At 57.0% G+C, this 13,996-nt stretch carries 11 protein-coding genes; 1 reads left to right on the forward strand and 10 read right to left on the reverse strand.

Annotation, left to right across the window (positions count from 1 at the left end; translation table 11 throughout):
* Nucleotides 1–95: 95 nt before the first annotated feature.
* The 10 genes from GZH47_RS10205 to GZH47_RS10250 all read right to left on the reverse strand — a co-directional run bounded on the left by GZH47_RS10205 (nt 96) and on the right by GZH47_RS10250 (nt 12,725).
* On the reverse strand, nt 96–1,538 hold the full coding sequence (locus GZH47_RS10205; RefSeq protein WP_162640001.1) for a type 2 periplasmic-binding domain-containing protein: 1,443 nt from the start codon (nt 1,536–1,538) through the stop codon (nt 96–98).
* A 1,535-nt stretch (nt 1,539–3,073) separates the two neighbouring features.
* Entirely contained in the window at nt 3,074–4,555 is a 1,482-nt protein-coding gene (gene araA / locus GZH47_RS10210) for an L-arabinose isomerase (RefSeq protein ID WP_162640002.1), read from the reverse strand.
* A 31-nt stretch (nt 4,556–4,586) separates the two neighbouring features.
* Nucleotides 4,587–6,185 carry a xylulokinase gene (locus tag GZH47_RS10215; protein ID WP_162640003.1) on the reverse strand — a complete coding sequence of 533 codons (1,599 nt, stop codon included), beginning with the start codon at nt 6,183–6,185 and terminating at the stop codon, nt 4,587–4,589.
* 84 nt (nt 6,186–6,269) lie between these two features.
* Nucleotides 6,270–6,959, reverse strand: coding sequence for an L-ribulose-5-phosphate 4-epimerase (gene araD / locus GZH47_RS10220; RefSeq protein WP_162640004.1), 690 nt, complete (start codon nt 6,957–6,959; stop codon nt 6,270–6,272).
* 87 nt (nt 6,960–7,046) lie between these two features.
* Nucleotides 7,047–8,144: a GntR family transcriptional regulator gene (locus GZH47_RS10225; RefSeq protein WP_162640005.1), complete on the reverse strand. Its 1,098-nt coding sequence runs from the start codon at nt 8,142–8,144 to the stop codon at nt 7,047–7,049.
* Between the two features lie 224 nt (nt 8,145–8,368).
* A complete protein-coding gene (locus GZH47_RS10230) occupies nt 8,369–9,706 on the reverse strand; it encodes an ABC transporter permease (RefSeq protein WP_162640006.1) in 1,338 nt (445 codons plus the stop codon).
* A complete protein-coding gene (locus GZH47_RS10235; protein ID WP_162640007.1) occupies nt 9,699–10,601 on the reverse strand; it encodes an ABC transporter ATP-binding protein in 903 nt (300 codons plus the stop codon). Before GZH47_RS10235 ends, GZH47_RS10230 begins: the two co-directional genes overlap by 8 nt.
* A 30-nt stretch (nt 10,602–10,631) precedes the next feature.
* A complete protein-coding gene (locus GZH47_RS10240; RefSeq protein ID WP_162640008.1) occupies nt 10,632–11,513 on the reverse strand; it encodes an ABC transporter ATP-binding protein in 882 nt (293 codons plus the stop codon).
* A complete protein-coding gene (locus GZH47_RS10245; RefSeq protein ID WP_162640009.1) occupies nt 11,510–11,953 on the reverse strand; it encodes a GntR family transcriptional regulator in 444 nt (147 codons plus the stop codon). Before GZH47_RS10245 ends, GZH47_RS10240 begins: the two co-directional genes overlap by 4 nt.
* Nucleotides 11,954–11,993: 40 nt before the next feature.
* Entirely contained in the window at nt 11,994–12,725 is a 732-nt protein-coding gene (locus GZH47_RS10250; RefSeq protein WP_162640010.1) for a hypothetical protein, read from the reverse strand.
* A gap of 192 nt (nt 12,726–12,917) precedes the next feature.
* On the opposite strand from GZH47_RS10250, the gene argC reads away from it, so the two are divergent.
* Entirely contained in the window at nt 12,918–13,871 is a 954-nt protein-coding gene (argC, locus tag GZH47_RS10255) for an N-acetyl-gamma-glutamyl-phosphate reductase (protein WP_162640011.1), read from the forward strand.
* The last annotated feature ends 125 nt before the right edge of the window (nt 13,872–13,996 follow it).

Raw genomic sequence — 13,996 nt, forward strand, 5'->3', positions numbered from 1 at the left:
GGCACGGCGCCTTCTGACAAGTAACGAGACTTCCGCAGCATGCCGTGCTAGCGATCACACAACAGCCGCAACAGCCACAACAACCGAGGAATCGGCTACTTCAACGCCGCGCGCACTTCTTGCGTTCGCTTGTTCCAGCCTTCGGCCGATGCGATCAGTTCGCTGGTGTCTCCGTCCTCGAAAATAATCTTGTTGCCGAGTCCGTTCCATTGATATTCGCCGAACGCCGGAATCATATAGCCCATTTCCGGGATGCCGTTCTCTTTGGAGATACGGACCGCGTCCGTGTTCTTGTCTTTCCACAGCGGGATTTGGTCATAGTAAGCATCCAGTTCCGGATCGATGATCGCCGGGTTGTTGCCTTGCTCCATTTTCCACTTCTGAATCTCTTTCGAGAATTGGAAGCTGATGTACAGGAACGCTTCCGCTTTGTGCTTCGAGCCTGCGAGCAGCGTCATCGGGCCCCAGATACTGTAGCTAGGCTGGCCTTTCGTGCCTCTCGGGAACGGCAGAACGTCCCAATCGAAGTTCGCTTTGCTCCGGAGCTCGGGAATGTTCCAGCTTCCGCCGATCGCGAAGCCGGTTTTGCCGTTCAGGAAGTTCGACATGGCATCGCCTTTGGCTTTGGCGTCGGCATAATTCAGCATCGAGCCGTCTTTCGTCACGAACTCTTTAAGCCACTTGAATTCATCCACGACTCCCGGAGTTCCCATCATGCTTTGCGTCAGGTCCGTGTTCATGAACTGCAGGTTGTTCGCGTAACCGTCCGCGATCGACTTCGTGCTGAGGAGACGCATTTGCCATTCCGGCATCGTCGTCATGCCGTATTCGCCCGCATCCGGATTGGTCATCTTCTTCGCATCCTCGCGGAGATCGTCATACGTCCAGTCGTTAGGCGGCATGTCGAGACCGTTCTTGGCAAGCAGGTCCTTGTTGACGAGAATCCACATCGGCACGTCTACGAAAGGAACGGCTACGCGTTTGCCGTTGATCTTGAACGTATCGAGCAAACCGTTCTTCAATTGCACGCTTTGCATCGTCGGATCCGTATCGAGGTACGGGGTCAGATCCTCGGCGACGCCGTTTTGTTCGAAGGAGTATAAGTCTTGGTCAACCCACGACAAGTCGGCAGGCGTTCCGGCCGCTTGGTTCGCAGCCACGACTTCGAGAATCGACTTGCCGTTAACCGGTACGTTCTCGATCGTGATCCATGGGTACTTCTCGTGGAATTTCTGGTAGAGCGGCACATAGTCGTCTCCTGCCCAGCTGACGATTCGAAGCGTAACCGGGTCGTGTTTCACTTCCGTTGCTGCCGCCGCATTCGTATCGGAAGCGCTTTCCGTATCTGCCGCATTAGCGTTCGCCGTGCTGTTAGTGCCAGCGTTGTTGGTTTTGTCGGCGCTGCCTGCATTGCTGGCTTTGTTCGTATCGTTCGCGGTGTTGCTGCTGTTGTTGTTCGTTCCTCCGCAAGCGGAAAGGACAAGGGTCAAGCTCAAAAGCATGCTGCTTAGCATAGCGAGTTTGTTTCTTGTTTTCACTGTTTCTCCTCCTGATCGAATCGAATTTGAATGATTGCGGTTGGTGCGGACGTGCATGCAGACGAATAGCCGACTCCCCTTAAGCCGATCTCATCACACCTCTCGAAAGGTGATAAATCAGAAAACGTTCGCACAAGATACAACGTATGTAAATGCCTTCATCATGCAATATTCTTTGCGAACGTTCGCATAAACATCTTAAATCCACGCTGTATTTTTTGTCAACGCTTTCTTTTTTTGGCGCTGATGCCCATCTTGAACGGTATGCTCCGTCTCTCGGCCTATGGACTCATGCGGTTTCGGCCCCAAAGACGCAAAAAAAAGCATCGTTCGCCAAATCAGCGCACGACGCGGTTTTGTTTGCTTTTTTCCTCGCCTCGACGACGGCGGCGTGAGCGGCTGCGCGGTGGGGGCGGCGAGGTGCCGGTTGCGCGGCAGATGCATCGATTGTCGCGGAAATCGCGGTCTGGCGCGCATTTCCTTATGGAGACTAATGCTTCGCAGCACGATGACCGAACAGCGGAAGCGGATTGCCGCTTCCCAGGCGACCCTTGTACACGACCCTTGCAGGCCGTTTCTTAAGGCGCCCGCGAAACGCCTGCGCGGCGCGCATGTCCGGCTTTCAACGAACGAAACACCCTCGCCGCGGAAGCCCCGAGCTCCGCCGCAAATCTTTGATCGCAACCGCCATCCTTCAACACCTTCTCCAATATTTCGGATTAACGTTCGCACAAAGCATTGATTTGAGGTTCCCAGGCCGGCGGCTTCTCCCTCAATTTTCGCGACAAAAACCGCGGCTCTCGATAAGCCGCGGCGCCCCTTTCGCCATTACGAAACGCCTGCCTCCATGAACGGCCGAACCACCATCCACGCATCGAAACCGCTTCGTCCATACGTCCAATATCGGAGGTTTATGCCGTCGTCCAAGATGCCCGGACGAACCGGATGGCGCGGTCCGCGGGCGAAATCGAATGTGCCTGGCGCGATCCGCTCGCGCTCGTCCTATACGTCTGCCGGGTACGGACCCGATATAACCGGCCTCCCGGCTGCCTGTCGAATGCGGCGGCGAATTCACGTTCAAGCCTCGTTAGAATCCGGCCGCACTCTCGCTCATCGTATCGGAATATGCGTCAGCAACCGATCTTTTCCGACTGCGGACCATGAACGAAATTGATGAGATCGATCATGGAGCATGGCTAGTATCCCATCGTATGCAATGCCGTCCGGATCGAGCGGCGCGCCTGCCAGCTCGGCGTACCAAGCTCTCACCTCGCGTTCGAGCCGCTGCGCGGTCTCCGCGTGTGTACAAGAGATTTTCTTAAATCCTCTAACCTTTCTGCCGAAACGCATATCACGGGCGCCAGGAGCGCCGCACCTTCAGGCAAACGAAGAAGGCGGAGTCCGGGGACTCCGCCTTCTTGCGTTACTGTCTTCTTCCGCTGGCGCTGCATGGCTTGGCCTCCTGTTGTCAGAAGGCCCGCTTGTTCGCTGCCGATGAAACGCCTTATGAATCCGCCCTCAGGGCGCTTGCCGTTCTACTTGTTATTCCATGCCGCTTGATTCAACCGAAGCTGATTCGGGAAGCTGATTCGGTCCGTCCGCTCGTCGATGAGGACCGACTCGATGCCGAACATTTCCGCGAAATCCAGCATTTGTTCGGTCGTCACTTCGTAGGAAAATCCGGTATGATGCGCGCCGCCGGCCAAGATCCACGCCTCGACGCCATCCTTCAAGTTCGGCAGCACCTGCCAGAGTACCCGCGCTACAGGCAGATTCGGCATCGCCTCCGCCACTTCCACCGCGTTTACCTGATTCACCAGCAGCCGGAAGCGATGGCCAAGATCGACGATGCTCGCATTGATCGCCGAACCGCTCCGACCGTTGAACACCATTCGCGCCGGATCGGCTTTGCCGCCGATGCCGAGCGGATGCACTTCGATGCGAGGCTTGCCGGCCGCGATGGTCGGACAAATTTCAAGCATATGAGCGCCCAAGACCAGCTCGTTGCCCGGCTCCAGGTGATACGTATAGTCTTCCATGAAGGACGTGCCTTTGCCGTCGGCCATGATTTTCATGAGCCGCACGAGCGCGGCCGTCTTCCAGTCCCCTTCGCCGCCAAAGCCGTAGCCATCGGCCATTAACCGCTGCACGGCCAAGCCGGGCAACTGCTCCAGCCCATGCAAATCCTCGAAGGTCGTCGTGAACGCCGTGAAGCCGCCCTCTTCGAGGAAGCCCCGGATAGCCAGCTCGAGCCGCGCTTGGTACGCGATCGCTTGCCGTTTCTCCGCGGTATCCGCAACCAGCGTATACGCCTGCTCGTATTCGGCAACCAGCTCGTCGACCGCCCCTTGCGCGACGGCGCTTACCCGCTCGGCCAAATCGCCCACGCCGTACGTGTTCACGGACCACCCGAAACGAATCTCCGCTTCGACCTTATCGCCTTCCGTTACGGCCACTTGCCTCATGTTGTCGCCGAATCGCGCGACTTTAAGCGTCTTGCTCTCGCAGTACGCAACCGCCGTTCGCTGCCAGCCGCCGATTTGCGCGCGCACCGTTTGATCTGCCCAGTGGCCGAACACGACCTTGCGGGAGCGGCCCATGCGAGTGGCGATAAACCCATGCTCGCGGTCGCCGTGCGCAGCTTGGTTCGTATTCATGAAATCCATGTCGATGGTGCTCCATGGAATTTCCCGGTTGTATTGCGTGGCGAAATGCAAATGCGGTTTGTTCAGCTGCGCCAAGCCCGAGATCCACATCTTCGACGGCGAGAAGGTGTGCATCCAAGTGATGACCCCGGCGCATGCTTCGCTGCTGCTTGCCTCGATCAACGTCTTACGAATATCTTCAGGCGTGGTCAACAGCGCCTTGAACACGATTTTATAAGAGATGGAGGAATCCGAATTCAAACCGTCGACCATTTCTTGCGAGTGGGCCTCGACTTCCAAAAGCGTCTCGGCGCCGTAAAGATGTTGACTGCCGGTCAAAAACCAAAATTCGTACGGTTTCACGTTCAACATGGGTTATGCCCCTTTCGTTTCTTATAATCGGTTAATGGAACGATTCCACTGCGGCTCTCTCGATGGCGAGCCCCTTCATATAACGCTTCATAAACGCCTCGAATCCTTCGACGTCCTTCGGATCGGGCTGGACGGTCACGCCCGCTTTATCCGCGAACACTTTACCGTTCAAGTAATCCTCCAGCGATTCGCCGTCCTTCCGGTTCAGCATGAACGCGGCTAACAGCGCAATCCCCCAGGCTCCGCCCTCGCCTGCCGTTTCCATGACGGCAACCGGCACATCGAGCGCGCCGGCCATGATCTTCTGGCCCACGCCGACGGTTTTGAAGAGGCCGCCGTGACCCAGGATGGCGTCCAGCTTCACCGCTTCCTCCTTGAGCAGAATATCCATGCCGATCTTCAAGGCTCCGAGTGCCGTAAACAGATGTACGCGCATGAAGTTCGGCAGGTTGAAATTGCTTTCCGAGGAACGGACGAACAAGGGCCGGCCTTCTTCGAAATGCGTCATGTGCTCGCCCGAGAGATAGCCGTAAGCAAGCAGTCCGCCGCAATCCGGATCGCCTTGCAGCGCGAGGTTGTACAGCGTGCCGTACAATCGATCGGCATCGGCCTCCATCCCCATCGCGGCGGCGAATTGGCCGAACAAGCCCACCCATTCGTTGAGATCGGAGGAGCAGTTATTGGAGTGCGCCATGGCGACGAGATCGCCTTTGGGCGTAGTGACCAGATCGATCTCCTCGTAGGCTTTGGACAATTCCTTCTCCAACACGACCATGGCGAATACGGAGGTGCCCGCGGACACGTTACCCGTGCGCACCGCTACGCTGTTGGTAGCTACCATGCCGGTTCCGGCGTCGCCTTCCGGCGGACAGAACGGGATGCCGGCTTGCAGCTCGCCTGTCGTATCCAGCAGTCTAGCCCCTTCCTCCGTGAGCGTGCCGGCGCTTTCGCCCGCGACCAGTACGCTCGGCAGGAGATCTTCGAGCCGCCAAGGCAGATTGCCGGACGCAATCAGCGCATTGAACTGTTCGACCATAACGGCGTTGTAATCCTTCGTACGGATATCGATCGGGAATACGCCGGAAGCTTCGCCGACGCCCAGCACCTTCCTCCCCGTCAACTTCCAATGGATGTACCCGGCAACCGTCGTCAGGGAATGAATGCTGCCTACATGCGCTTCCTCGTTCAGAATCGCTTGATAGAGATGGGCGATGCTCCAGCGCTGCGGAATATGGAAGTCGAACAGCTCGCTCAGCGCCGCCGATGCTTGCTCGGTAATGTTGTTGCGCCATGTGCGGAACGGGGTCAGCAATTCGCCGGATTCGCCGAAAACCATATAGCCGTGCATCATGCCGCTGAACCCGATCGCTCCGATCCGCTGCAGGCTTACGCCATATTGCCGTTTCACGTCATCCGCCATCTTCCGGTAGCTGTCCTGAACGCCCTGCCAAATCTCCTCGATGCCGTACGTCCAGATCTGGTTCACGTAGCTGTTCTCCCAGTCGTGGCTGCCGGACGCGATCGGCGAATGATCGGCGCCAAGAAGCACGGCCTTAATGCGCGTCGATCCGAGCTCGATGCCGAGCGCGGTTCTGCCAAGCTGAATATCTTCGATAATGTTATGAGTCACGAATATCCCTCCAAGGCGAGTTCTTCGAATCCATTCCAGCGCTTATCGTCGCTGCGAAGGCCGGAATGCCTGCTTCATTGGTTGCTAGTTCTGCCCGTAGTAAGCGCTTGCACCGTGCTTCCGCAAGAAATGCTTATCCAGCAGCGCTTGATCCATCGGCCCAATATTCGGATTCAGGGCAAAGGTATGCAGCGCCATCTTGGCGACCTCCTCCAGCACGACGGCGTTATGCACGGCTTCATGCGGGTCTTTGCCCCAATTGAACGGCGCATGGCTGTTGACGAGCACGCTCGGAATCCGACTCGGATCCTTATCTTTGAACGTCTCCACGATGACTTTGCCCGTCTCCAACTCGTAGGCGTTCTCGATTTCCGCGGTCGTCATTGCCCGGGTAACAGGTATCTCCCCGTAAAAATAATCCGCGTGCGTCGTACCAAGCGCCGGAATGGGCTTGCCCGCTTGCGCCCAGCTGGTCGCCCACGGCGAATGGGTGTGCACGATGCCGCCGACTTGCGGAAAGGCCCGATACAGCACGAGATGCGTCGGCGTGTCCGAAGACGGCTTCAGCTCCCCTTCGACCTTGTTCCCTTCAAGGTCGACGACGACGAGATCTTCCAGCTTCAGCTTGTCGTACGGAACGCCGCTTGGCTTGATGACGACAAGGCCTCTCTCCCTGTCGATGCCGCTGACATTGCCCCACGTGAATGTAACGAGACCATACTTGGGCAAATCCAGATTCGCTTCCAGTACCTCTTGCTTTAATCGCTTCAGCAAACCGATCATCCTTTCGCACGACTTGTCGTTCTATCTGAATTATAGACTTGTACGTACCAATTTTCTAGTTCTATTATCAAAAAACTTCTAGAGCTGCCGAACAGATGCCCGGACGACCAGCTCGGGCTTATAGATCTTGGAGGCCGGGACGGACGCCCCGCCGCTTGCGATGAGCTCGAACAGCATCTGCGCCGCAGCCGCGCCCATCTCCTCCTTCGGATGCGACAGCGACGTCAGCTTGACTTCCGTAGCCGTCGCCAGCGGAGAATCGTCGAAGCCCACGAGCGATACGTCGTTCGGAACGGACAATCCGAGCTTGCGCACGACTTCCAGCAGCTGCAGGGCAAGCTCGTCATTGTAACAGACGAACGCCGTCGGGCGCTCCTCTTCGGGACGTCCCAGCAGTTGTTCGGCCGCCGCAGCCGGCTTCTTCGCCTTCTCTTCGGTGCGATAGGCAATGACGAAGTCCGGGTGAAGCGCTTGGCCTGCGCTCTGATGCGCCCGCAGGAAGCCTTTCAGGCGGAGCACCCCTTGCTGGTCATCCGTTTTGAAGAAGCCCGCGATGCGGCGATGTCCGAGCCCAAGCAGATACTCCGCAGCCGCGGCGCCTCCCGCTTCGTCGTCAATGACCAGGGATGGGCTGCTGATTTCCGGATATTTCGCATTGATCATGACGTACGGGATGCGCCGGTTGTTGAGCGCCAGGAAGTAGTCGAGGTTTGGGTTGCCTTCCGCGCTCTTCGTCGGCTCGATAATCAAACCGCTGAGCGGCTGGCCGGTCAGGATCGAGAGGCTTTCCCGCTCCTTGCCCTTATCGTTGTCCGTGCTCGACAGCAGCAAGCTGTAGCCCCTGGCGCGAATCGCTGCCTCGGCGCCCCGAACGATATGCGGAAAAATATAATCGGAAATATAAGTCGTGACCAGGCCGATCGTCTGCACCTCGGCGCGCTGCTCGCTTCCCCGCGGTTCGGCGACGAAGGTCCCTTTCCCCTGCATGCGGTACAGCCTGCCTTCCGTCTCCAGCTCGCCCAGCGTTTGCCGAACCGTTTGCCGGCTCAGTCCGAACTGCTCGGCAATCTCGTTCTCGGACGGCATCTGATCATTGGGCTGAAGCTTGCCCAGATCCAGCCAAGCCAATATTTCTTTTTTCAGCTGCGCGTATTTGGGCAGCGCCTTTTCTTTCATAAGGCTTCGTCCCCTCGTCATATGGATGCTCACTTGTATGGCTATTAGTATAGCATTTCGCCAACTTGTATGCACATGTTGTGAAACGCAACCAGAATGCTCCGCTTAACCTGATACAACGAAAAAGCCAGTAAGATCATGAAGATCTTACTGGCCTTTTCACATCAAAACCGTCGTATGCATGCAAGACCGCGTTAACAATCCCAACCTCTGCCTTGCTCTCCTTACCGGTAACGCATCGCCTTCATGACTTCCTTCATCGAAGGCTTCTTGCCGTACATCAGCACGCCGGCGCGGTAGATCTTCGCGGACAGCCAGCCGCAGACGAGGATCGTGACGAGCAGAATCGCGATCGACAGCCATACCTGCCAGAGCGGCGGGTCGGACAGGCCGAGCCGCACGACCATCGCGTAAGGCGCGAAGAACGGGATGAACGACGATACTTTCATCAGCATCGAGCCCGGGCTGTTGAGGCCGCCGAACATGCAGATGTAGAAGCCGGCAAGCGACAGCATCGTGATCGGCAGCACCGCCTGGCCGAGATCCTCCGTGCGGCTGACGATCGAGCCGACGGCCGCGAACAGCGTCGCGAACAGGAAGAAACCCGTCAAGAAGAACAGAATCGCATAGACCAGCAGGACCGGATCGATTTTATCCAGCGAAATGCCGAATTCGTTCAGCTTGTCGGCATTCTGCGGCAGCGTCATGTTGATCACGATGACGATGACGTAGACCGCCAGCTGCGTCAGCACGACGAGGAACATGCCGAGGATCTTGCCGAACATCGCCTTCAGCGGCGCGACGCTCGTAATGAGAATTTCCATGACGCGGGAGCTCTTCTCCGCGGTGATTTCGCTCGCGATCATTTGGCCGCTGATCATGATCGCCATGAACAGCATGAAGATAATGACGTACACCGTCGCCATGTCCATGCCCTGCTGCTCCGTCGATTTGCCTTGGCCGCCGATAGCGCCCGTGCCTGCGCCGCCGCTTGACGAAATTTGAACGGTATTAAGCTCGATGGGTTTCGTCAGCAGCGCCTTCAACTCGTTGCTGAGCCCTCCGTTATTGATGACGCCGTCCATCTTGACCGCCTGCAGCGCCGTCTTCAAGGACTGCGATACCTTCGATTCCATCAGGCTCTCCGATTTGTACGTGACGGCCGGGAACCCGCTCGCCGGGTCCGGCGTGAATTCGATATAGCCATTGACCACGTCGTCGGCAACCGCGCGTTTCAGCGCTTTCTCGTTCTCCTCCGCGGAACCCGCCTCCGCGATCGGCACGAGCTTCAGCTCCGGCTTCTCCTGCGCCTCGTAATACTTGTTCAGCATGGCGGCGATTTTCGTGGAAGTGAACATCTCCGACTTCGCTTCATCCGCCGTGCTGTCCAGATACCCGACCGCCGTCGTCTTGCCCTCGCCGCTGAAATGCGAGATGATATACGGCAAATTGATGCCGATGCTCATGATGACCGCGATGATGAGGGTGGTGACGAGAAAAGCTTTGCCGCGCATTTTATTCTTCGCCGTGAAGCCGACTACCGTCCAGAATCCGCTATTCATGATTCTCACCTACCGTCTTGATAAAGATTTCGTTGAGCGTCGGTTCCATGATTTCGAAGCGCTGCACGCCGGTTTGCGTCATCGCCAGCTCCAGAATCGGCCGGCCCGCGGCCTCGTCGTTGATCGTTAATTCGTAGCCGTATTCATGCCGGTTCACGCTCATGACGCCTCCGATCGCTTCCAGGCCGGACACGTCGCCGTCCGTCGCCAGAATCACGCGCTCTCGCGGAAACTGCTTCTTGATCGCCTTCAAATTCCCTTGCAGCACGGGATTGGAACGGTGCAGAATCGTAATATTGCGGCATAATTCCTCGACATGCTCCATGCGGTGCGTGGAGAACAGAATCGAAGATCCGGCATCGCGCAGCTCCTTGACCGTCGATTTCAACAGCTCGACGTTGACGGGATCCAGCCCGCTGAACGCTTCGTCCATGATGACGATCCGCGGATTGTGGATGACCGACGCGATGAACTGGATCTTCTGCTGATTGCCCTTGGACAGCTCCTCGACCTTCTTGCCGTAATACTCCGGCACGCCGAACCGCTCCAGCCAGCGCTTCAAGTTCCGGTCGGCATCCTTGCGCGACATGCCGCGCAGCTGCGCAAGGTATAGGATTTGGTCGCCGACCTTCACCTTCGGATAGAGGCCGCGCTCCTCCGGCAGATAGCCGAGACTGCGCAGCTGCTCCTTGCTGTACACTTTGCCTTCGTAGCGGATCTGCCCGGAATCCGGGTAGATCAGGCCGAGCACCATCCGCATCGTCGTCGTCTTGCCTGCGCCGTTCCCGCCGAGCAGGCCGTAGATTTCGCCTTGCGCAACGTCGAAGCTGATGCCGTTCACGGCTGTTTTGTCCCCATACTGCTTGAAAACCTTCTCCAGCGATAAAGCATTCATTCTCTCAAAACTCCTCTCGCATGTTCGTTGCTAGCGCAATTCCAACAGGATCTCGTCCAGCTCCAGCTTCTGCTTGCTGATCAATGCGGCGCCGTGCGCGGCCAGCCACTGTTCCGCCTCGCCCGCTTTCTCCGTCACGATCTTATACGTCGTGCCGCCTGCGCGGTCGCAGCTGCGGAAGCCGGGCATCGTCTTCCATAGTATCGTCTTGCCGCCGGCGTCGACATACAGCGTCTGCCAGGACTCCAGCAGCGCGTCCTTCTCGTAAATCCCCAGCACTTTCCCCTGAATGATGAACACGATATAGTCCGCCAGCCGCCGCACCTCGTCCACGATATGAGAAGCCATCACGATGGTCCGGTCACCAGGTTCCATATACCGGTGAAGCGTATCGATCATCGTTTTCCAGGCAATCGGGTCGAGTCCCGAGGACGGTTCATCGAGCAGCAGCAGTTCCGGATGATGCGCCATCGCCAGAGACAGGTCGAACTTGCGCCGCATCCCCTTGGACATCTTGCGAAACTTCATGCCGGGATCGACCTCGAACCGCCGCAGCAGCTCCCTGTAAAAGTTCACGTCCCAGCCCGGGTACCACGGGCGCGTGAACGCCGCCTTCTCATCCCCGCTGAGATGCTCCTCGATATCGATCGCCTGCTCGGGAACGTAGCCGATGCGCGATTTGTAGGCAACGGCGTCGCCAGCGCCGTCTACCTGCTCCCCAAACATTCGCACGCTGCCTTCGTCCGGCATCGCCAGTCCCAGCATGAGCCGAAACAGCGAGCTCTTGCCGGAGCCGTTCGGTCCGACGATCGCCGTCACGCAGCCCTTCGGGATCGTCAGATTCACCGGCCCCAGCTCGAAATGCGCCCTGCGCTGAATCAGTCTTTCGATGGCAACAGCCGCTTCCGTCATGTCGCTCCCCCTCCTCTATCCGCTTGCCTTGCTTGCTCTGCCTCACCGTCCGCCGCCGCCCGTTTCCGGGCAAGCACCTCCCGCAGCATCTGAAGGATCTCCTCATCGGTAAAATGAACCCGGATTCCCGCGTCCGCCGCCGACTCGATCGCCTCGATGACCGCGCTGCGGCGCTGATTGCTCCGCAGCTGATCGTCCACCTTGGCAACGAACGTGCCCGTACCTTGACGGGTGCGGAGCAGTCCTTCGTTCTCCAAGTCCTGGTAAACCCGGCGAACGGTAATGACACTGCACTTCGTCAGCTGCGCCAGCTCGCGAATGGAGGGCAGCAGCGTACCTTCGGGCATTTGCCCGCTTACGATGAACGCACGGAGCTGGACTTCGATTTGATGGTACAGCGGCTCGGGGCTATGTTCGTTCAGTTGTATGGGAATCCACACCGCGTACACCTTCTCTCGACAAATAATCGCCCGTCCGGCGTCAATGCAGCAAGCTGCGCTTCGCAAGCCGCATGCGGGCCAGCCATCCGATCAGTACCGTAACCGCCGCGCCGAGCGCCAGCGAAACGCCCGGCCACAGCCAATGATGATGGCGGGAAGCAGCGATCGTCCGAAGTACCAGGTTCGTATCCGTCATCTGCAGGATAAGAACAAGCAGCGCGTAGAAGATCAGATAACACGAGCAGACAACGAAATAGACTTTCCCTTTCATCGTCAACTCAAGATAAACATACGTCGCTCCCACCATCATCGAATACCCGTACCACGTCAATACATACAGGACAAAGTCGCCAGGCGCCAGCTGCTCGCGCATCGGAGCCAAGAGCGAGTACTGGGTGGCGAAGAAGCAGATCGACACGATCGAAAGCACGACGACATGCTGCAGCATCCGCGACACCAAGATCGCATTCCAGCTGATCGGAAGCGTCCGCCAATAGGCGAGCTTACGTGTATACGAATCGCGACTCCAGTAGCAGAACATGCTGCGATTCATAATGAATCCCATCGTCGGCAACAGCGACAGATATAGGAAATTCGAAGCCCAATCGTAGCCGTAGCCTTTCGCGCCGCCTTGGGTAAGCATGTCATCGAATAACGGCATGATGATGACCACGCCGACGTAAACGAATAAGGCCATCGTAGCGAGCAGTCCGATCCAAGATCGCCGCCCTTCGAGCCGAAGCAGCGTCATTGCACCCTGCCAGGTCGTCATCGTTCATCCTCCTGTCACGCCTGCTGTGTATATTCATATATACACTATAACCACCCAGCCTCTCACCTGTCAATACTTGGAATTCATAGAAGTTGTAAAGATCAGGAATTCCGTGCCGCGGTAGATAGCGAGCATTGAGTAAATATGCGTTAATATGTATAGTTATCCAAACTAGGTTAGGAGGAAGATCCTTTGAAGGTATTTGTAGATGGTCAATACGGCACGACGGGACTAGGCATCCACGAAAGGCTTAACAAACGAAACGATCTGGACGTTTTATCGATTTCCGAGGGAAACAAGAAGGATTTGGGAAACCGGATCAAGTTAATGAATGAAGCGGATATCGTATTCCTGTGTCTGCCGGATGAGGCTGCACGAGAGGCCGTCTCGCTCATTACGAATCCTAATACCCGCGTTATCGACAGCAGTACGGCTTTTCGAACCCATCATGATTGGACCTACGGCTTGCCCGAATTATCGGCTTTACAAAGGAAGGAGATCGCCAACGCGGCCCGCGTATCGGTTCCCGGCTGCCATGCGACCGCTTTTGTCCTTATGATTCACCCCCTTGTCCAAAGCGGAATCCTCCCACGTCATTACCCGGTTTCTTGCCATTCGTTAACGGGTTACAGCGGCGGAGGCAAGACATTGATCGAACAATACGAATCAGGCGGCATCAGCGATCCAAACAGCAGCCTGAGGCACCCTCAGCACTACAGTTTAAGCCTGAATCATAAACATTTGCCCGAAATGAAGAAAGTAACGGATCTCGCGTTCCAGCCCGTATTCCTTCCGACGGTTTGCAATTTCTACAACGGGATGGTCGGGACGGTTCCCTTGGTTACTCGCATGCTGACCGATCGGCCTGGCTTGCGGGAAATCCATGCCGCGCTCGCAGACTCTTACCAGGGAGAAAGATTCGTAAGCGTCCTCCCGTTCGATGCAGTCAGGGACATCTCCCCAGGCGCGCTTGATCCGACAGCGTGCAACGGAACCAATGGTGCGGAAATTTTCGTTATGGGAAATAACGATCACGTGCTTCTCGCATGCCGATTAGACAATCTCGGGAAGGGTTCGTCGGGGGCAGCCGTTCAATGTATGAATATCATGCTGGGCCTTGACGAGGGGGCGGGACTTAACTCCTAAAATCTCCGGACAAACCTGCGCAAGCTGCCCCTTATTCGGCCTTCGTCCTGTATTCCATTGGACGAAGGCCTCTTACATGCGTCCAACAACCCGGATGAATTCATCCTTGGCAATCGCGAGCATAA

This window comes from Paenibacillus rhizovicinus (genome assembly GCF_010365285.1).
GTDB classification, from domain to species: domain Bacteria; phylum Bacillota; class Bacilli; order Paenibacillales; family Paenibacillaceae; genus Paenibacillus_Z; species Paenibacillus_Z rhizovicinus.